This is a genomic window from Rhizobium sp. 2MFCol3.1 (genome assembly GCF_000377565.1).
Taxonomy (GTDB): domain Bacteria; phylum Pseudomonadota; class Alphaproteobacteria; order Rhizobiales; family Rhizobiaceae; genus Rhizobium.
This window is the reverse complement of the sequence record NZ_KB898363.1, coordinates 23,151-40,845: the sequence shown is the minus strand read 5'-3', so window position 1 is coordinate 40,845 and position 17,695 is coordinate 23,151. Positions and strand designations below refer to the sequence as shown.

The following is a 17,695-nucleotide window of genomic DNA, read 5'->3' as shown; positions in this document are numbered from 1 at the left end:
GCAAACGCAAACCGCGTGCGCCCAACCCGAGGAGACACCCGATGAAATCCGCGAAATTCCTGATCGCTCTCACCGTCGCATCCGCAGCCGCCACCGCCGCCTTCGCCGCCCCGCCCGTGAAGACGGTCGATTCGGCCAAGGGCAAGGTTCTCGCCGGCGAAAACGGCATGTCGCTCTACACCTTCAAGAAGGACACGAAGGACGTTTCCAATTGCTACGACGATTGCGCCAAAAACTGGCCGCCGCTGATGGCCGATGGAAATGCCAAGCCGGAAGGGGCATACTCGATCGTGGACCGCAAGGACGGCATGAAGCAGTGGGCGAAGGACGGCATGCCTCTCTACTTCTGGGTCAAGGACAAGAAGATGGGCGATATCACCGGTGACGGCGTCAAGGATGTATGGGATGTCGCAAAGCCATAAACGCTGGACAGGCTTGATCGCATGAAGCCACCCGCACCCGAAACCTTCGAGGGCCAGATCCTGGCCCTCCTCCCGTCGCTCAGGCGCTATTCCCGCAGCCTGACGCGCTCTGACAGCGATGGCGAGGACCTGCTGCAGGACTGTGTCGAGAAGGTGCTTGCCCGCCGCACACAGTGGCGGGGCCTGAACCTGCGCGGCTGGGTGCTGACGATCATGACCAACCTCTACCGCAACCAGCGCCGCACCATCGTGCACGGCAACCTCGTCGATATAGACGGCGCCGTGGACGTGGCAGCCCCCGAGACATCCGCCGACCCGCTCGAACGCTCCCGCCTGCAAGACGCGCTGAACGGCCTGTCGGAAGATCACCGCGCCGTGCTGATGCTTGTCGTCATCGAGGGCTACACCTACCAGGAAGTGGCAACCATGCTCGACATACCCTTGGGCACCGTCATGTCGCGCCTGTCGCGCGCCCGCCAGCAACTGGCCGAACACATGAAATCAGACAACGTCATTACGCTTCGGAGACCCAAATGAACGCCGCCGACCAACCCGTGACCGAAGCGGACCTCCACGCCTACACCGACGGCCTGCTCGCCGATGCCGACCGTTCGCGCATCGAAGCCTGGCTGCGCGACAACCCCGACGATGCCGCACAAATAGCCGAATGGCAGGCGCAAAACGCCGGCATCAAGGCGATGTTCTCAGGCTACGAAAAGAGCAGGCCCGGCGACGCCGACATGATCGGCAAACCACCGGCACTCTCACCCTGGTCGAAGCGCCTCGCCGCTATCGCCGCAACCATCGCCGTCTTTGCCGCCGGCACGCTCGCCGGCCACTACGGCCCCGCTCTCTTTGAGCGTCCTCAACTGCAACTGACGGCGCAGGAGACCTTTCCGAAAGAAGCCCAGAACGCCTTCCTCATCTACGCCAGCGAAGTCCGCCACCCCGTCGAAGTCTTCGCCAACGAGGAAGCCCATCTCGCCACATGGCTCGGCAAACGCCTCGCTATATCGAACCTCAAGGTCCCCGATCTCACGAGCCTCAACTATCACCTTGTCGGCGGCCGTCTGCTGCCAGTCGACGGCAAGCCGGGCGCGATGTTCATGTACGAAAACCAGACCGGCGAACGCCTTACCGTCCTCGTCGGCCGCAACACGGCGAACAAGACGACCAGCTTCCGCTTCGCCTCATCAGACAATATCGAGACTTTCTATTGGATCGACGGCGAACTCGGCTACGCCGTCACCGGTGAGATATCACGCGAGGAACTGAGGAAGGTCGCCGAGGAATGCTACCGCCAGTTTCCGTCGTAATATCACCACGGGAAGACGAACACACCATCAGCGCTGAGGATCATTGGCAAGCTCAATAGGCTTCCCATGCGGCGTCGCCTCCGCGGCCCGCTGCCAACTCTGCTGCAGGCCCATGATCGTCTCGGCGTCAGCCACACCGCGATCGACGAGGATCGACGACAACGCCGCCACCCAGCAATCAAAATAATCGCTGCCATCCTCCGCCCGACCCGGCTTGTGCAACTCCCCGGACAACGCCTCTGCCCACTCGGTCCACGTAAACAGCCCGCGCTCATGCAGATGCACCGTCATCGCAAACGCCTCGGCCGCCCACGGCTCCGGAAACACCGGCTCGCCGTCTTGGGAGCGTGGCAGCTGCGGTGACTGGGCAAGCGGCGAGCGCGTGTCACACTGGCTCAAGATAGCTCTCCCAGGCATCCAGTGGGGAAAAACATGGCGGTGCAGACGGGCTCGTCACTCACTTTGCAAGATGCTCCAGAATGACAGCGTCTTCCTCCAATAGGTAATCCATAAATGCGTTAGGTTCGAGCGGGACGGGCTTAGTCGCAAGCGTGGACCTTACCGCATCATTTCCACGCGCGGATTGTGCCTGAGTACCCATTCTGATGCTTTTCCTGACCATGCTTGCAAATATAACGGCGGTCTAACGCTTGTCAAAAAACCGAAATAGCCGCGCGATGAATGACGTTCACTCGCCCAAGCCCTTGGGCGCCTTAGTAGTTTTTCTCTGTATCACTGCAACCGGTCCTTGCGACCTGATCTCTTGGCGTTGCATCCTGACATCCTCGCGTTTTGCGAATCTGCATGTTTGAGGGGCATTATGAAACTGAAGTTTATTGGGGCGACTCTACTATCGGTAGCGCTGGCAAGCTGTGCCACGACCTCCGAAATGCCGCTAGCACCAAATATGGTGAGACTAGATACACAGGCAAGCGGCTTAATCTTTACCAGCGCCGCCGGGGCAATCACAATGAAGAAGGCAGCTGAAGCAACTATCAAGCGGGGCTACACGCACTTCCGCCTTGAACAAGCGCAGACCGCCTCAGGATCGCGCTTTGTTGGCATGAACACCTACGGAAGTGGCACTGCGCAAGCGAGTGTGTATGGCAACACTGCTTATGGAAGCTATAGCGGCTCAACATTCAGCACTCCAGTTTACGCCCCGACTGCACAGATTGGCGTCACCGTTATTATGTTCCGTGCAAACGAAGCCGGTGCGCGTGGTGCTTTCGATGCTGCCGACGTACTCAAGAAGCAAGGCAAGGTTTAAAACGCAAAGGGGCTAGGGAACCATCCCTTGCCCCTATCCCTTTCGGCACGATGATTCCGCGCCCAACAAGGATAGATCGCGTTCGGGCGGGGTCTATTGCGTCAGTGACCAGCCGGCACCAGATAGCTCTCCCAGGCATCGATCGACACCGTCAGCGACGGGTCAGCCCCCTCGCCCCAGATCTCGCCGCCATCGAACACGACGGTGTAGACCCATTGCGGGTTCTCACCCTTGCCATGCGCGTTATCGTCAGGGAACACGAAGGAGCCTTGAACCGCCTCAACGACGCCGACCTTGGCGCGCGCATAGCGCGGCAACCGCGTATGCGTCGTCGGATTGAAATTCCTCGTCTTCACACGATCGCCGACGGCAAACCGCGCTGGCTGATCGAGCGCGCGATCACAGGGACCGCCCTTGGCGAGAACAGCGGCCACCATGTCGGCCTTCAGCACCCGCTTCGGGGCAGCGCCGTCGAACTGCCTGTGGCCGCTTGCGATCTCCTCGGCGCTGGTAAAGCCGTGGCGTTCCAGAAGAACCTCCAGCGCCCGCGTCCAGATCTCGTAATAGCTGGCCGAGAGATAGCTGGCCGGCGGAATGCTTTCGCGCGCGTGTCGGCTCTCGTCGATGTTCCAGGCACCGAAGGCACCGCAGGAGAGCGTCAGCCCTAGCGCCCGCTTCTCCCACTCCGCGTGGAAATAGGGCTCGTCCTTCTCCGGCGCGACGGCGCCGAAGCCCATCTGCCCGCCGAGATCGTGCGGCCCGTTCATGCCGCTGCTCCGGGTGCTGCGGCAAGGCCGGCGCCGATCATCGCATCGCGGCTGACGAGATCGGCCAGCTGCTCCTCGCTCAAGCCCTCTGTGCCATCGGGCCGCTGCGGAATGACGAGATAGCGCAACTCCGCCGTCGAATCCCAGACGCGGATCTTCTGCTCTTCAGGCAGGGTCACGCCGAATTCGCTGAGCACCCCGCGCGGATCGATCACCGCCCGCGAACGATAGGCCGGCGCCTTGTACCATGTGGGCGGCAGCCCCAACACCGACCATGGATAGCAGGAGCACAGGGTGCAGACGACGAGATTGTGCGTCTCCTCGGTATTGAACACCGCGCGCATGTGCTCGCCTTGCCGTCCTGTGTAGCCGAGGCTGGCGATCGCGGCCGTCGCGTCGCGCCTCAACCAGTCGGCGAAATCGGGATCGCTCCACGCCTTGGCGACCACGCGCGCGCCGTTCCTCGGCCCGACCTTGGTCTGGTAGGTGTCGACGATCGCATCGATCGCCGCGGGATCGATCAGCCCCTTCTCCGTCAGCACCGTCTCCAGCGCCTTCACGCGGGCCTGCATGTCGGAATAGTGGTTGTCGTGGTGGTGATCGTGTCCATGATCGTGATCATGGTGGTCGTCGTGTTCGTGGTCGTCGTGCAAGAGACTATCCTCCGCCAGTGTCCCGATATCCTTAGGCACTCGCGCACCGGACGCCAAGCCCCGACCGATGCGATCGGGCTATTTCAGCATCGGCCATAGGCTCAGCACCAAAAGCACCGCCATGGTGATGTTGAACCACTTCAGCCGCACAGGATCGGACAGCCAGTCGCGCAGCGCCGAACCGAAGCCCGCCCAGGTGGACACGCTCGGCACGTTGACGGCGGCAAAGGCCAGCCCGACGATCATGACGCTGACGAAGTAAATATCCTGGATCGTATAGGTCGCCATCGCCGTCACTGCCATCACCCAGGCCTTCGGATTGACCCACTGGAACGCCGCCGCCGACAGGAAGGACATCGGCTTCACCGCGCCCTTCCCTTCGCTGAGAGACCGCGACGTCGCGATCTTCCAGGCGATCCAAACCAGATAGGCGCCGCCCGCAAACTTCAGCGCCGTATAGACCGCCGGCACCGTATGCAGCACCGCGCCAAGCCCGAACCCGACGCCGATCAGCAGCGAGAAGAACCCGGCTCCGATGCCGATCATGTGCGGGATCGTCCGGCGAAAACCGAAATTCACGCCCGAGGTGAACAGCATCATGTTGTTCGGGCCCGGCGTGATCGATGTGGTGAAGGCAAAGAGAAGCAGTGCCAGAAACGTATCCAGCGGCATTGGGTAACCTCCGTGGCCCGCAATCTGCGCCACGGACCTTGTTAATTTAGGTCAGTATAATTGACCTAAATCGGAGTTTCCATCTGCCTATTGTCACGGTGACAGGATTGTCAGCCGGAAGCACCGGCCACGTCGAGGTCGAGCAGCCTGCCAACGTAGCTTCTGACCAGTGTGACGAAATTTGCGGGCGTCGGCTCGATGAAGCGCAAGAGCCGTGCAGCCTTGTCGATCGACCGAATCTGGTCTGCCAACACCATCCCCCGCGTCTTCAACCCATCTGGCAACGCGATCTTGGTCATCCATGGCTGCATGTTGCTCGTGATCGGACAGACGATCACCCGGCGAGACCGCAAGTTCATCATATCGACAGACAGGATGATGACAGGTCGAATTCCAGCTTGCTCGCTGCCGAGGATAGGATCGAGATTGGCCATGTAGAGAGCGCCGGCAAACGGCGATGCATCACTCATCGTCGTAGAAGCGCTCGGAACCGACATCACGACCCCAATCCACAGTTTCCGGCTCGTTCTCCCAGCCCAGCCTGTCCATCTCGGCCACCATCTCTGCAAGTGGAGGCGCCAACTGCTGCTTCGGCTTTTCCAGCGTCGCCTTGCCGTCGCGAACGTCGAGGTTGACGACATCGCCGGCGCGCAGGTGCAGTTCGTCCGTCACCGCCTTGGGCAGGCGGATCGCGATGCTGTTACCCCACTTGGAAATCGTTACCTTGGTCATATCTAGCCCTTGATATCCAATGTATATCACTTGCCGGAGACACCGACAACATGACGAGGCCGACCATGCAAGACGACCTGATCCCAACGCTGACCATGCGCGACGGCAAAGAGATACCGGTGCTTGGCCAAGGCACTTGGAACATGGGCGAAAAGGCGTCGGAGGCCACGCGCGAGATCGAGAGCCTGCGCGCCGGCCTCGACCTCGGCATGACGCTGATCGACACCGCCGAGATGTATGCCGAGGGCGGCGCCGAGAAGATCGTCGGCGAAGCGATCCGCGGTCGCCGCGACGAGGTCTATCTGGTGAGCAAGGTCTATCCCTGGAATGCCAGCCGCAAGGGCACGATCGAGGCCTGCGAAAACAGCCTGTCGCGCATGGGCACCGACCGCATCGATCTCTACCTCCTGCACTGGCGCGGCAACCACCCGCTGGCCGAAACCGTCGAGGTATTCGAGACCTTGAAGGCTCAAGGCAAGATCGGCCAATGGGGCGTCTCCAATTTCGATACCGAGGATATGGAGGAACTGCTCAGCATTCCCGCAGGCGCCAATGTCGCGGCCAACCAGGCGCTCTACAATCTCGGCCGTCGCGGCATCGAGTTCGATCTCCTGCCCTGGTGCCAGAAGCGCAATATTCCCGTCATGGCTTATTCGCCGATCGAGCAGGGCCGCATCATCCACCACCCCGAGATCATCCGCATCGCCAAGGTCAACCAGGCGACGCCCGCTCAGTTGGCACTGGCCTTCCTTCTGGAGCGCTACGGCGTCATCGCCATCCCCAAGACGTCAAATGCGGCCCGCGTCACTGAGAACCGCGACGCCCTCTCGCTCGACCTCAGCGACGAGGACCTCGCCGCCCTCGACGCCGCCTTCCCGCCACCATTAAGAAAAAAGCCGCTGGAGATGCTCTGACCTCCAACGGCTTCGCAGCCATTCAGATCACCGCTAGCCCTTCGGCCTGAAGCGCCTTCTGAACCGAAGGGCGGGATCGCACGCGTTCGTACCAGGCCTGCAGGTTACGCAATCCATCGAAGTGAATGTCGGCCCGGATGTAGCTGGTGAGCCATGGCGCTTGCCCCCAACCGGTAAGCGCAAACAGGTAGGCGTCGGCAACTGTGAACGTATCGCCCGCGAGATAGTCACGCCCTGCCAACTCTTTATCGATGAAGGCGTAGCGGTCTTCGAGCTTCGGCTTCGCTGTCTCGACATATTTGCCGGCCAGTCGCGCGTAGAGCAGCGGAATGAACCCTTTGTGGATTTCCGACGTCAGGAAGCTCAACCATTGCTGAAGTTTGTAGCGCGCAATAGTGCCGTTCGCGGGTGCCAACCCGAGCTCCGGCTTCAGATCGGCGAGATACTGAACAATGGCAGGCCCTTCCGTGAGGACCGTACCGTTGTCGAGTTCCAGCGCAGGCACATAGCCAAGCGGATTGATCTCCTCGAAATTCCCGCTGATCCCGAAGCTGTGCTTCTTGCTGTCGACCAGCACCAGCTCGGTATCGATGCCGAGTTCGTTGAGCACGATGTGCGGTGCAAGCGAGCAAGCGGCCGGGATGTAATAGAGCTTCATGATTATTCCTTTTAGATGCCTACCGATGCGCAGCGCGTCGGATCTGCGGCAATCTAAAAGGTTGGGCTATTTTTTGAAGAAGGCACTATAATGTAGTGTAGGTACATATTTTATACTGGGGAGCCTCACATGAAGGAAAGCGTCACCAATTGTACAGTGGAGGAAGCAATGCGGCTCCTGGGCGGCAGGTGGCGGCTCCTGATCGCATACTTTCTTCTCGATGGACCAAGGCGCTTTAACGCCCTGAGGCGCAGCCTGCCGGGTATCTCGCAGCGCATGCTGACACTCGATCTGCGAGCCTTGGAGGATGCAGGGCTGATCAGCCGCACGGTCTACCCAACGGTACCGGTCACGGTGGAATATCAGTTGACGGACGACGGAAACCGGCTGATCCCCGTGATCAAGGTAATGCAGGAATTTGGGAGATGGCTGCACGAGCGAGAGCCGTCGGCGCGGCCAGAGCCCGAAACAGGCTCGTAAAAACAGACTGAAGAATTTGACGATCCCGGCAAGTCCAACGTGACTTGCCGGGATCGTCGTGTGTAGCGTCTTACATACCCTGCGGACCACGGTTCATCGCCGCGATCCCGGTACGGCAGACCTCGATCAGGCCGAGCGGCTTCACGATCGCCACGAACTGGTCGATCTTCGAGGACTTGCCAGTCAACTCGAGGATGAAGTGCTCGACAGTCGCATCGACGACCTTGGCATGGAAGGCATCGGCCAGGCGCAGCGTCTCGGCGCGTGTCTCGCCATCGCCGGCCACCTTGATCAGCGCCACTTCACGTTCGATCGGCCGCTCCTGCCCAAGTTCGCGGGCACGCACCGTCAAGTCGACAACGCGATGCACCGGAATGATGCGCTCGAGCTGCGCCTTGATCTGCTCCAGAACCTGCGGCGTCCCACGCGTCACGATGGTGATACGCGACAGATGTGCCTGGTGCTCGGTCTCCGACACCGTCAGGCTTTCGATGTTGTAACCACGGCCGGAAAACAGGCCGATGACGCGGGCAAGAACGCCCGGCTCGTTATCGACGAGAACCGAAAGCGTGTGGTTCTCGATGGCTGCCGTTTCCGGCGAAATGAAGTAGGCGGAGCCCGTCGGCTGTAGGTGTGCGTTCATGTCTTAGGTTCCTCTACCTTATCTCAAACCAGCGCACGCCCCTTGGCGTCGATGGCGTTGGCAACGGCCTCGTCGGTGGCTTCGTCCGGCAAAAGCATCTCGTTATGTGCCTTGCCCGATGGGATCATCGGGAAGCAGTTGGCGAGATTGGCGACGCGGCAATCGAAGATGACAGGCTTCTTGACGTCGATCATCTCCTGGATGGTCGCGTCGAGATCGCCTGGCTTTTCGCAGCGCAGGCCAACGGCGCCATAGGCCTCCGCCAGCTTGACGAAATCGGGCATCGCTTCCGTGTAGGAGTTGGACAGGCGGTTGCCGTGCAGCAGCTGCTGCCACTGGCGAACCATGCCCATGTACTGGTTGTTCATGATGAAGATCTTGATCGGCGCTTCATACTGGATCGCCGCCGACATTTCTTGGATGCACATCTGGATCGATGCGTCGCCGGCAATGTCGATGACGAGGCTTTCCGGATGCGCGATCTGCACGCCGAGGGCTGCCGGCAGGCCGTAGCCCATCGTTCCCAGGCCACCCGAGGTCATCCAGCAGTTCGGCTTCTCGAAACCGTAGAACTGCGCCGCCCACATCTGGTGCTGACCGACTTCGGTCGTGATGAAGGTGTCGCGATCCTTGGTCAGCGCATAGAGACGCTCCAGCGCATATTGCGGCATGATCACGTCGTTGTTCTGCGTGTAGGCAAACGAGTTGCGCGCGCGCCAGCGGGTGATGTCCGACCACCAATCGGCGATCTGGCTCTTCTCCGGCTTCTTCGGCAGGGCACGCCACAGGCGAACCATGTCTTCCAGGATATTGCCGACGTCGCCGCGGATGGGAACATCGACGCGGACGTTCTTGTTGATCGACGACGGATCGATGTCGATGTGGATCTTCTTCGAGTTCGGCGAGAACGCGTTGAGACGGCCGGTGATGCGGTCGTCGAAGCGGGCGCCGATGCAGACCATGACGTCGCAATCATGCATCGCCATGTTCGCCTCGTAGGAGCCGTGCATGCCGAGCATCTTCAGCCAGTTCTTGCCGGATGCCGGATAGGCGCCGAGGCCCATCAGCGTCGAGGTGATCGGGAAATCGGTGAGCTCGACCAGCTCGCGCAGCAGCTTGGAAGCTTCAGGCCCGGAATTGATGACGCCGCCGCCGGAATAGATGATCGGACGACGCGCCTTCGACATCAGCTCGATCGCCGCCTGGATCTGGTTCAGATCGCCCTGAACCTTCGGCTGGTAGCTCTTCTGGATCGCGTGGGCGGCCGGCGGCGTGTAGGTGCCGGTGGCGAACTGGACGTCCTTCGGAATATCGACCAGAACGGGCCCCGGACGGCCCGACTGCGCGATGCGGAAGGCCTCATGAATGATCGCCGCCAGATCGTTGACGTCCTTGACCAGCCAGTTGTGCTTGGTGCAGGGGCGCGTGATGCCGACGGTATCGGCTTCCTGGAAGGCGTCGGAGCCGATCAGCGACGTCGGAACCTGGCCGGAGAGGCAGACGAGCGGGATCGAATCCATCAGCGCGTCCTGCAGCGGCGTCACCGCGTTCGTGGCGCCCGGACCTGACGTGACGAGCATGACGCCGACCTTGCCGGTGGAGCGGGCATAACCTTCGGCCGCGTGGCCGGCGCCCTGCTCGTGGCGAACGAGGATGTGCTTGATGTCGTCCTGCTGGAAGATCTCGTCATAGATCGGAAGCACGGCGCCGCCGGGATAGCCGAACAGGTGTTCGACACCATTGTCCTTGAGCGCTCGGATAACGATTTCCGCGCCTGTCATCCTGTTTTCGTCCGTCTGATTGTCCGTGCCCGTCATGTTTTTGTTCCATTTTGACTGCTGGGATTTGAAGGTCTTGGCGGCGAGCCTGAATTTCAGGCATAAAAAAAGGCCCCTTGGGGAGCCTGTTGTCTAGCGCATGGGTGGCTATCGCCGGATGGTTACACCATCCTGCCCATGCGCTGTCCCACCACAATAAGAATTGCTGCTATCTTCATGGCCGGAAGTGATAGACAGAAAATTTCGCAGCGTCAACGCTTAAAGCAATAAAAAGCCGAGCATGCGCTGTCGGTAATAAACATGGCCGCAGAAGCCCTTGCGGCAAAGGGTTTATTAAACGTTCCCTTTTATCCTGCCCTGCAATCTCAGGGAGTAGCCCTTTGCAGAACAACGACTTGCAGACGTCAGGCAGCGCGGGCGAGCATGACCGCCGCGATGTACTAGCGCCGGGAAACCGTTTCCTCGGCCGCGTTGTCGCGTGCAGCGGGTCCCGCGCCACCATCGCAGCCGTCGCCGAAGCAGGCGGCACCGATCTCACCGAACTCTGGTCCGTCGGCCGCCTGATCTCGATCACGGTCGGCCGCAACCGCGTCGTGGCGCTCGTCTATTCCATGAACACGGGCACGCATGCCTGGGGCGAAGGCGAGGACAACTATTTCAAGATCGAGACCGAGCTGCTCGGCGAAGTCCGTGTCGACGAGGACGGCACGGAGCAATTCTCGACCGGCATCTCGCGCTACCCCTATCTCGGCGCCGTCGCGCACCGCATCCGCTCCGCCGACCTGATGCGCATCTATGACGCCGGAACGGGAACCACCGCCGTCATCGGCAAGTTGACGCAGGACGACAGCATCGACGCGTCGATCCACGTCCCCTCCATGCTGTCGAAACACTTCGCCATCGTCGGCTCCACCGGTGTCGGCAAGTCGACGGCCGTGTCGCTGCTGCTTCACAAGGCGATTGAGGCCGACCCGAAGCTGCGCGTGCTGATCCTCGACCCGCACAACGAATTCGCCGCCGCCTTCCCCAAGCACTCCGTCGTCGTCGATACGGATACGCTCGACCTTCCGTTCTGGCTGATGCGCCTGGAAGAATTCGCTGAAGTGGTGTTCCGCGGCCGCACACCGGTGCCGGAAGAGCTCGACATGCTGCGTGACATCCTGCCGGAAGCCAAGCGCGCCTTCCGCGGCAGCGACAATTCGCTGGTTCGCCGCACCACCGAAAAAAGCTCGATCACCGCCGATACCCCGGTCCCCTACCGCATGGCGGACCTCCTGGCGCTGATCGACGAGCGCATCGGCCGGCTGGAAGGGCGCGGCGAAAAGCCGTTCCTGCGCTCGCTGAAGATGCGCATCATCGCCGCAATCAACGACCCGCGCTACCACTTCATGTTCTCCAACAACACGATCTCCGATACGATCATGGAGACGGTGGCCGAGATCTTCCGCGTGCCCGGCGACAACAAGCCGATCTGCACCTTCCAGCTCTCCGGCATCCCCTCCGAGGTCGTCAATTCCGTGGCCTCGGTGCTGTGCCGTATGGCATTCGAAATCGCGCTGTGGAGCGATGGCGCCATCCACATGCTGGTCGTCTGTGAAGAAGCGCACCGCTACATTCCGTCGGACCCCACGCTCGGCTTCTTCCCGACGCGTCAGGCGATCGCCCGCATCGCCAAGGAAGGACGCAAATACGGCGTCTCGCTCGGCATCATCACGCAGCGCCCGGGCGAACTCGACCAGACCATCCTGTCGCAGTGCTCGACGCTGTTTGCCATGCGCCTTGCCAACGATCGCGACCAGGAAATCATTCGCTCAGCCATCCCGAACTCGTCGATCTCGACGACAAGCTTCATCTCCTCGATCGGCAACGGCGAAGCCATCGCCTTCGGTGAGGCGATCAGCGTGCCGATGCGCATGCGCTTCTCCCGCGTCAGCGAGGACCTGCTGCCGAAGGCCAATGGCGCCACGCCGAAGTTCACCGAGGAAGATCCCGATAACGTCGACCTGCGCAAGATCGTCACCCGCATGCGCGCGGTGAGCGGCCCCGACATCTCCGCCTTCCAGCAAAGCGTCAAGAACGCCGGCCTCGACCTCGGGGAAGAGGAAGACGCGGACTACAACCAGGTCTTCGCGGCCGACGTCTATCCGCCGATCATCCCGGCGCCGATCCCGATCACCCCGCCGCTCGCCCCGATCGAACCCTACCGCCGCGACATGCTGCCATCAGCCCCGGTATCGCGCGAGCCGGCAACACCGCCGAGATCATCGCGCGAATCCTTCGGCGTCGCCGCCGACACCTCGATCGACAGCCGCCTCGAAGCGCTGCGACGCGAAATGCGCGGCGAACAAAACCCCGCCCCACGTCCCGCCGACCCTCAGGCTCAGCCGACAAGCATCCGTCGCGAACCCGGCGTGTCGCTGCGCGAAAGCATCCTGAAAAAGCCGTTGAGCAGCCTCTACGACAAGGATTGAGACCTTAAGCGTTGCTCGACTTGGCTGAAGCGGCAAGCACGCTGAGATGCCGCTCGACCAGCGTCAGAAAGGCAATCGTTCCGCAGACCAGCGATGCCGCCACGATACCGCCGATCGCACCGAACAGCGCGCCGATGACGAACATTCCCGGCCCGCCCTGAGCCGCCGCTGCGGCACCGGCGGAAATTGTCGAGCCGGCAAGAATAATGACCGCGAGAATCGCGTTGATCGACGCAAGCGCCTTGAAGAGAAAGTTGTTCATGAGGTCCCCCAGCTTGATCCTCATGACTGCTTAGATAGCAACCCTGGCGCGAAACTTGCGCCCATCATTCCATCAAGGTGCTAGCCGCTCCCAGCTCTCGTCCATCTGGTTGCGAAACCACGTCATCTGCCGTTTGGCATATTGCCGCGTCGCAGCCGCACCTTTTTCGAGCACATCCTCGCGCGACATGGCGCCATCAAGCATGGCCGCGATCTGCGAAACGCCGATGGCTTTCATCACGGGCATCTCGGGCGCCGGCGACAACGCCAGGAGCGCCCTCACCTCGTCAGCGGCACCCTCAGCCAGCATAAGCTCGAAACGCCGGTTGATGCGGTCGTGCAGCACCGCGCGCTCCGGCAGCACAACGATCTTCCGCGCCCTGTCCGGATCGACCACCATGGGACCGGACCGCCCCTGCAGCTCGGCGATCGACCGTCCCGTCACCTCCAACACCTCCAGCGCCCGAACAATCCGCTGACCATCCTGCGGATTGAGCGCCGCCGCCACATCAGCGTCGCGCGCCGCAAGCTCCGCATGCAGCACCGCGCCCCCTTCCTCGATCAGCCGCGCCCTGAGCCGCGTGCGGATCTCCTCGGGGATCGCGGGCATATTGGAGAGACCACCGGTCAGCGCCTTGAAATACAGCCCCGTTCCGCCGACGAAGACAGGCAGGCGTCCATCCGCCCGCAGTTGCGGCAGAAGTGCGGTGACATCGCGCAGCCAGGCGCCGGTCGAATAGGCGGTTGCGGCAGGCACGTGGCCGTAGAGATAATGCGGCACGCCCTCCATATCCTCGTCCGAGGGACGCGCCGTCAGCACCCGCAACGTGTCGTAGACCTGCATGCTGTCGGCATTGATGACGACGCCATCGTGACGTTTCGCGAGTTCGACGGCCAGCGCGGACTTGCCGCTGGCCGTCGGCCCGGTTATCAGGATCGCGTCCATTGCGTTCAGAAGGTTTTCCATCATGGCTCTCGTTGCCACGCTTGTTGCCAATCCGTCAAATCCTGTTCTGACAGCCGCCATCGCCGAGAAGGCCGCGGACGCTGCCAAGGCATCCGGTCTCTACTGGCTGGCCGACGGAGTAGCCTGCGATATCGCGCTGCGCGACGGCACCGACGCGAAGGCCGCGCACGCCGCGATAACATCCGTCATCGCCGGCGCCCCGATCGATCTCGTCATCCAGGACCAGGACACACGCCGCAAGAAGCTTCTGATCGCCGACATGGATTCGACCATGATCGGCCAGGAATGCATCGACGAACTGGCGGCCGAAGTCGGCCTCAAGGACAAGGTGGCCGCGATCACGGCCCGCGCCATGAACGGCGAGATCGCTTTTGAGCCCGCCCTGCGCGAACGCGTGGCGCTCCTGAGAGGCCTGCCGATCTCGGTTGTCGACGAAGTGATCGCCAAGCGGATCACGCTGACGCCGGGCGGTATGGAACTGATCGCAACGATGAAGGCGAAGGGCTATTATACCGCCCTCGTCTCCGGCGGCTTCACCGTCTTCACCAGCCGCATCGCTGCAACGCTCGGCTTCGACGAAAACCGCGCAAACATCCTGCTCGAAGAAAACGGCCACCTCACCGGCTTCGTCGCCGAACCGATCCTCGGCAAGCAGGCGAAGGTCGATGCGCTGGAAGATATCTCGAAGAAGCTCGGCATCTCCCCTGACGAGGCGATGGCCGTTGGAGACGGCGCCAACGATCTCGGCATGCTGCATCTCGCCGGCGCCGGCGTCGCCCTCCACGCCAAACCCGCCGTCGCCGCTGAAGCGAAAATTCAGATCAACCACGCCGACCTCAGTGCCCTTCTCTACATCCAGGGCTACCGCAAGACGGATTTCGTGACGGTATAAAGCAGAAACCGGACCACTGGGGTCCGGCTTTCAGATATTCATAGCCAGATAGGCTGACCGCCCCATCCTACTCCATCGGCACGGCGACAAACCGGAGGTCGCCGTTTGCCGAGGCGATCATCATCTGCGCGTTGCGGCGGCCTTCCTGCTTCAGCGACTGCACCTTGGCGACGACGGTCTCTGGCGAGCGCATGAATTCCTGCGCCACTTCGACGATCACGTCGCCGGCCTTCAGCCCCTTTTCGGCCGCCAGCGAGCCCGGCTTGACCTCCGAGACGAGAACGCCGTCGACGCTCTCGGCAATCCCGAAGCTCTTGCGATTATCCGCATTGAGCGCCGATAGCGACAGGCCGAGCACATCCTTCGCATCACCGACCTCAGGCGCCGGCTGCGCGGGCTTGCCCTTGCCGTCAGGCATCGGCTGGGCCTGATCGCCGTCCGGCTGATCCATGTCCTGGTTTTCCTGCGGGTCAGGATTTATCACGCCGCCGTTGCTGTCGGAACTGTCCGCCGCCGCCTGATCGCTGTCTTCGAGACGGCCGAGCGTCACCTTGACGGTCTGCTCCTTGCCATCGCGCAGCACAACGACATCGACTGCCTTGCCCACGGGGCTTTCAGCCACCACGCGCGGCAGGTCGCGCATCTCGTTGACGGCCTTGCCGTCGAATTTCAGGATCACGTCGCCGGCCTTGATCGAGCCGTCATCGACAGGGCCGCCCTTGATGACGCCAGCGACCAGAGCGCCCCTGGCGCTGGAGAGGCCAAGGCTGTCGGCCACATCGTCGGTGACAGGCTGGATGCGCACGCCGAGCCAGCCGCGACGCGTCTCGCCGAATTCGCGCAGCTGCTGCACGACGCCGGCTGCAAGTTCCGACGGTACCGAGAAGCCGATGCCGATCGAGCCGCCGCTCGGCGAAATGATCGCCGTATTGATCCCGATCACCTCCCCCTTCATGTTGAAGAGCGGGCCGCCGGAATTGCCCTTGTTGATCGCCGCATCCGTCTGGATGAAGTTGTCGTAAGGCCCGGCATTGATGTTGCGCCCGCGCCCAGAGATGATGCCGACGGTCACAGATCCACCGAAGCCGAACGGGTTGCCGATCGCCATCACCCAGTCGCCGATGCGCATGCCGCTGGAATCGCCGAACTTGACGAACTTGAGCGGCGCCTTCGGCTCGACCTTCAGCACTGAGAGGTCGGTCTTGGTGTCGGTGCCGATCAGCTTCGCCTTGAGCTTGCTGCCGTCGGCGAAGTTCACCTCGATATCGTCGGCGCCTTCGATGACGTGATTGTTGGTGACGATGAAGCCCTGCGGATCGATGACGAAGCCGGAGCCGAGCGAGCTGACATTGTGGTTGCCGCCGGGCTTGCCCTTCTGCTTGTTGAAGAAGTCGTTGAAGAACTCCTGGAACGGCGAACCATCGGGAGCGCGCGGTGCCGGGCCGGCACCCTCGTCGTCCTTGACGTTCTGCGATGTCGAGATGTTCACGACCGCGTCGAGCAGTCCTTCGGCAAGATCGGCAACAGACGCCGGGCCGTTGGTCGGCGGCGTGGTCTGTGCCTGCGAGACCCCGGCAAAGCCGACATTAGCCAGCATTGCTGCCCCGGCCAGAAGCGCGAGCGATCGTCTGAAGGTCGGGCGGATCGTGGGGGCCATCAAGCATCCTCATGTGTGTCAAAAACGCACTCTGATCATGAGCATAAGGCGTAATGATGGAGGGTGAAATCACCTTTTCGCGAAATCCCGTGCAATCTGCGTGGGCCGCCCGCGAAGCCCGGGAGCGATGGCAAAATCCCCATAAAATAAAGGGGCCGGCAAGATGCCGGCCCCGATAGAACTTCAGATGATGGCGATCAGTTCGCCGGTGCTGCCGGAACCGCAGGCAGGCTTGGCGCCGCCGACGGAACCTGGCCGGGCTGGCCGGTCGCGCTGTTGAAGTAGCGGAAGAAATCCGTGTCCGGCGAAAGTACCAGCGTCGTGTCCTGCGAGGACATGGCCGTGGTGTAGGCCGCCATCGAGCGGTAGAACTCGAAGAACGCGGGGTTCTTGTTGAACGCGTCGGCGAACAGCCTGCTGCGTTCCGCTTCGCCTTCACCGCGCAGGATTTCGGAATCACGCTGCGCTTCGGCGGTGATTTCGACAACCTGTCTGTCGGCGATGGCGCGACGGCGCTGGCCTTCTTCGCCACCCTGCGCACGCAGGAGTTCGGCTTCGGCAAGACGCTCGGCGCGCATGCGGTCATAGGTCTTCGGCGCGACTTCGCGCGTCAGATCCGTACGGCGAATGCGCACGTCCTGGATGTTGAGGCCAAGCGCCTCGGCATCCTTGTGCAGGTCGTCGCGCACCTCGAGCATCATCGCCACGCGCTCTTCGGAAAGAGCGGCATCGAAATCACGCAGACCGTAGACGCGGCGCAGCGACGAATCGAGCTGTGTGCGAAGACGCGCTTCGGCGGATTCGCGATCGCCCGATACCGTTTCGCGGAAACGGCGAACGTCCTTGATGTCGTAGATCACGAAGGCATCGACATCGAATGTCGCGCCGCCGCGAACCTGCACGCGGATGTTGTCGAGATCGAAGCGAAGCGCCTGCTTTTCAACGATCTGTACGCGATCGGCATCCATGAAGGTGAACGGCAGCTTGAAGTAGATGCCGGGCTCGGTCTTCACCGACTGGATCTGACCGAAACGAACGACGATCGCCTGCTCGCGCGCGTTGACCACGAAGATCGACGAGTAGAGCACCATGAGAACCACGGCGAAGACGACGAGAAAGATGGGAAGTTTATTCGACGTCAT

Annotated in this window: 21 protein-coding genes; 8 read left to right on the top strand and 13 right to left on the bottom strand. The window is 61.7% G+C overall.

What is annotated here, in order from left to right:
• The first annotated feature begins 41 nt into the window (after positions 1–41).
• The 3 genes from D460_RS0119825 to D460_RS0119815 are packed head-to-tail and all read left to right on the top strand — an operon-like array spanning position 42 to position 1,738.
• The gene (locus D460_RS0119825; RefSeq protein ID WP_018900320.1) at positions 42–422 is read left to right on the top strand and encodes a hypothetical protein; all 381 of its coding nucleotides are present in this window, start codon (positions 42–44) and stop codon (positions 420–422) included.
• Positions 423–443: 21 nt separating this feature from the next.
• Positions 444–959 carry an RNA polymerase sigma factor gene (locus tag D460_RS0119820; RefSeq protein WP_018900319.1) on the top strand — a complete coding sequence of 172 codons (516 nt, stop codon included), beginning with the start codon at positions 444–446 and terminating at the stop codon, positions 957–959.
• A complete protein-coding gene (locus D460_RS0119815) occupies positions 956–1,738 on the top strand; it encodes an anti-sigma factor (protein ID WP_018900318.1) in 783 nt (260 codons plus the stop codon). The genes D460_RS0119820 and D460_RS0119815 overlap by 4 nt, the downstream gene beginning before the upstream one ends.
• Positions 1,739–1,765: 27 nt before the next feature.
• Here D460_RS0119815 and D460_RS0119810 read toward each other — a convergent pair whose 3' ends face one another.
• A complete protein-coding gene (locus D460_RS0119810) occupies positions 1,766–2,137 on the bottom strand; it encodes a nitrile hydratase accessory protein (RefSeq protein ID WP_018900317.1) in 372 nt (123 codons plus the stop codon).
• A gap of 421 nt (positions 2,138–2,558) precedes the next feature.
• Here D460_RS0119810 and D460_RS0119800 point away from each other — a divergent pair, with 421 nt between their 5' ends.
• Positions 2,559–3,008: a hypothetical protein gene (locus D460_RS0119800; RefSeq protein WP_018900315.1), complete on the top strand. Its 450-nt coding sequence runs from the start codon at positions 2,559–2,561 to the stop codon at positions 3,006–3,008.
• Between the two features lie 101 nt (positions 3,009–3,109).
• On the opposite strand, the gene nthB is transcribed toward D460_RS0119800, so the two are convergent.
• From nthB to D460_RS0119775, 5 genes are all read right to left on the bottom strand, one after another.
• Positions 3,110–3,775, bottom strand: coding sequence for a nitrile hydratase subunit beta (gene nthB, locus D460_RS0119795; protein WP_018900314.1), 666 nt, complete (start codon positions 3,773–3,775; stop codon positions 3,110–3,112).
• Positions 3,772–4,428 (bottom strand): nitrile hydratase subunit alpha, encoded by a 657-nt coding sequence (nthA, locus tag D460_RS0119790; RefSeq protein WP_018900313.1) that lies wholly within the window; start codon positions 4,426–4,428, stop codon positions 3,772–3,774. The genes nthB and nthA overlap by 4 nt, the downstream gene beginning before the upstream one ends.
• A 78-nt stretch (positions 4,429–4,506) precedes the next feature.
• Positions 4,507–5,100 carry a LysE family translocator gene (locus tag D460_RS0119785; protein ID WP_018900312.1) on the bottom strand — a complete coding sequence of 198 codons (594 nt, stop codon included), beginning with the start codon at positions 5,098–5,100 and terminating at the stop codon, positions 4,507–4,509.
• A gap of 110 nt (positions 5,101–5,210) precedes the next feature.
• The gene (locus D460_RS0119780) at positions 5,211–5,534 is read right to left on the bottom strand and encodes a type II toxin-antitoxin system PemK/MazF family toxin (protein WP_196809347.1); all 324 of its coding nucleotides are present in this window, start codon (positions 5,532–5,534) and stop codon (positions 5,211–5,213) included.
• A 28-nt stretch (positions 5,535–5,562) separates the two neighbouring features.
• The gene (locus D460_RS0119775; RefSeq protein WP_018900310.1) at positions 5,563–5,832 is read right to left on the bottom strand and encodes an AbrB/MazE/SpoVT family DNA-binding domain-containing protein; all 270 of its coding nucleotides are present in this window, start codon (positions 5,830–5,832) and stop codon (positions 5,563–5,565) included.
• Between the two features lie 65 nt (positions 5,833–5,897).
• On the opposite strand from D460_RS0119775, the gene D460_RS0119770 reads away from it, so the two are divergent.
• The gene (locus D460_RS0119770; RefSeq protein ID WP_026283321.1) at positions 5,898–6,746 is read left to right on the top strand and encodes an aldo/keto reductase; all 849 of its coding nucleotides are present in this window, start codon (positions 5,898–5,900) and stop codon (positions 6,744–6,746) included.
• A gap of 22 nt (positions 6,747–6,768) precedes the next feature.
• Here the strand turns inward: D460_RS0119770 and gstA are convergent, their stop codons facing one another.
• A complete protein-coding gene (gene gstA, locus D460_RS0119765; protein ID WP_018900308.1) occupies positions 6,769–7,404 on the bottom strand; it encodes a glutathione transferase GstA in 636 nt (211 codons plus the stop codon).
• Positions 7,405–7,533: 129 nt separating this feature from the next.
• Here gstA and D460_RS0119760 point away from each other — a divergent pair, with 129 nt between their 5' ends.
• Positions 7,534–7,884 (top strand): helix-turn-helix domain-containing protein, encoded by a 351-nt coding sequence (locus D460_RS0119760; RefSeq protein WP_018900307.1) that lies wholly within the window; start codon positions 7,534–7,536, stop codon positions 7,882–7,884.
• A gap of 70 nt (positions 7,885–7,954) precedes the next feature.
• Here D460_RS0119760 and ilvN read toward each other — a convergent pair whose 3' ends face one another.
• On the bottom strand, positions 7,955–8,527 hold the full coding sequence (ilvN, locus tag D460_RS0119755; RefSeq protein WP_018900306.1) for an acetolactate synthase small subunit: 573 nt from the start codon (positions 8,525–8,527) through the stop codon (positions 7,955–7,957).
• A gap of 23 nt (positions 8,528–8,550) precedes the next feature.
• Positions 8,551–10,344, bottom strand: coding sequence for an acetolactate synthase 3 large subunit (locus D460_RS0119750; protein ID WP_018900305.1), 1,794 nt, complete (start codon positions 10,342–10,344; stop codon positions 8,551–8,553).
• A gap of 341 nt (positions 10,345–10,685) precedes the next feature.
• Between D460_RS0119750 and D460_RS0119740 the strand changes: the two genes are divergently transcribed.
• Positions 10,686–12,776: a DUF87 domain-containing protein gene (locus tag D460_RS0119740; protein ID WP_018900304.1), complete on the top strand. Its 2,091-nt coding sequence runs from the start codon at positions 10,686–10,688 to the stop codon at positions 12,774–12,776.
• A gap of 4 nt (positions 12,777–12,780) precedes the next feature.
• Here the strand turns inward: D460_RS0119740 and D460_RS0119735 are convergent, their stop codons facing one another.
• Both D460_RS0119735 and miaA read right to left on the bottom strand, forming a co-directional pair.
• On the bottom strand, positions 12,781–13,038 hold the full coding sequence (locus D460_RS0119735) for a hypothetical protein (RefSeq protein ID WP_018900303.1): 258 nt from the start codon (positions 13,036–13,038) through the stop codon (positions 12,781–12,783).
• A gap of 72 nt (positions 13,039–13,110) precedes the next feature.
• On the bottom strand, positions 13,111–14,007 hold the full coding sequence (miaA, locus tag D460_RS0119730) for a tRNA (adenosine(37)-N6)-dimethylallyltransferase MiaA (RefSeq protein ID WP_018900302.1): 897 nt from the start codon (positions 14,005–14,007) through the stop codon (positions 13,111–13,113).
• Between miaA and serB the strand changes: the two genes are divergently transcribed.
• Complete coding sequence (gene serB, locus D460_RS0119725) at positions 14,006–14,896, top strand: phosphoserine phosphatase SerB (protein ID WP_018900301.1); 891 nt, start codon at positions 14,006–14,008, stop codon at positions 14,894–14,896. The two genes, miaA and serB, sit on opposite strands and share 2 nt — an antisense overlap.
• A 67-nt stretch (positions 14,897–14,963) precedes the next feature.
• Here the strand turns inward: serB and D460_RS0119720 are convergent, their stop codons facing one another.
• Complete coding sequence (locus D460_RS0119720) at positions 14,964–16,553, bottom strand: DegQ family serine endoprotease (protein WP_018900300.1); 1,590 nt, start codon at positions 16,551–16,553, stop codon at positions 14,964–14,966.
• A gap of 197 nt (positions 16,554–16,750) precedes the next feature.
• The gene (locus tag D460_RS0119715) at positions 16,751–17,695 is read right to left on the bottom strand and encodes a protease modulator HflC (RefSeq protein WP_018900299.1); all 945 of its coding nucleotides are present in this window, start codon (positions 17,693–17,695) and stop codon (positions 16,751–16,753) included.

What these genes read in the sequence shown, in the direction of transcription:
- D460_RS0119825 (WP_018900320.1), top strand. Translation starts at nt 42, where the DNA reads ATGAAATCCGCGAAATTCCTGATCGCTCTCACCGTCGCATCCGCAGCC.
- D460_RS0119820 (WP_018900319.1), top strand. Translation starts at nt 444, where the DNA reads ATGAAGCCACCCGCACCCGAAACCTTCGAGGGCCAGATCCTGGCCCTC.
- D460_RS0119815 (WP_018900318.1), top strand. Translation starts at nt 956, where the DNA reads ATGAACGCCGCCGACCAACCCGTGACCGAAGCGGACCTCCACGCCTAC.
- D460_RS0119800 (WP_018900315.1), top strand. Translation starts at nt 2,559, where the DNA reads ATGAAACTGAAGTTTATTGGGGCGACTCTACTATCGGTAGCGCTGGCA.
- nthB (WP_018900314.1), bottom strand. Translation starts at nt 3,775, where the DNA reads ATGAACGGGCCGCACGATCTCGGCGGGCAGATGGGCTTCGGCGCCGTC.
- D460_RS0119785 (WP_018900312.1), bottom strand. Translation starts at nt 5,100, where the DNA reads ATGCCGCTGGATACGTTTCTGGCACTGCTTCTCTTTGCCTTCACCACA.
- D460_RS0119780 (WP_196809347.1), bottom strand. Translation starts at nt 5,534, where the DNA reads ATGGCCAATCTCGATCCTATCCTCGGCAGCGAGCAAGCTGGAATTCGA.
- D460_RS0119775 (WP_018900310.1), bottom strand. Translation starts at nt 5,832, where the DNA reads ATGACCAAGGTAACGATTTCCAAGTGGGGTAACAGCATCGCGATCCGC.
- D460_RS0119770 (WP_026283321.1), top strand. Translation starts at nt 5,898, where the DNA reads ATGCAAGACGACCTGATCCCAACGCTGACCATGCGCGACGGCAAAGAG.
- gstA (WP_018900308.1), bottom strand. Translation starts at nt 7,404, where the DNA reads ATGAAGCTCTATTACATCCCGGCCGCTTGCTCGCTTGCACCGCACATC.
- D460_RS0119760 (WP_018900307.1), top strand. Translation starts at nt 7,534, where the DNA reads ATGAAGGAAAGCGTCACCAATTGTACAGTGGAGGAAGCAATGCGGCTC.
- ilvN (WP_018900306.1), bottom strand. Translation starts at nt 8,527, where the DNA reads ATGAACGCACACCTACAGCCGACGGGCTCCGCCTACTTCATTTCGCCG.
- D460_RS0119750 (WP_018900305.1), bottom strand. Translation starts at nt 10,344, where the DNA reads ATGACGGGCACGGACAATCAGACGGACGAAAACAGGATGACAGGCGCG.
- D460_RS0119735 (WP_018900303.1), bottom strand. Translation starts at nt 13,038, where the DNA reads ATGAACAACTTTCTCTTCAAGGCGCTTGCGTCGATCAACGCGATTCTC.
- serB (WP_018900301.1), top strand. Translation starts at nt 14,006, where the DNA reads ATGGCTCTCGTTGCCACGCTTGTTGCCAATCCGTCAAATCCTGTTCTG.
- miaA (WP_018900302.1), bottom strand. Translation starts at nt 14,007, where the DNA reads ATGATGGAAAACCTTCTGAACGCAATGGACGCGATCCTGATAACCGGG.
- D460_RS0119720 (WP_018900300.1), bottom strand. Translation starts at nt 16,553, where the DNA reads ATGGCCCCCACGATCCGCCCGACCTTCAGACGATCGCTCGCGCTTCTG.
- D460_RS0119715 (WP_018900299.1), bottom strand. Translation starts at nt 17,695, where the DNA reads ATGACGTCGAATAAACTTCCCATCTTTCTCGTCGTCTTCGCCGTGGTT.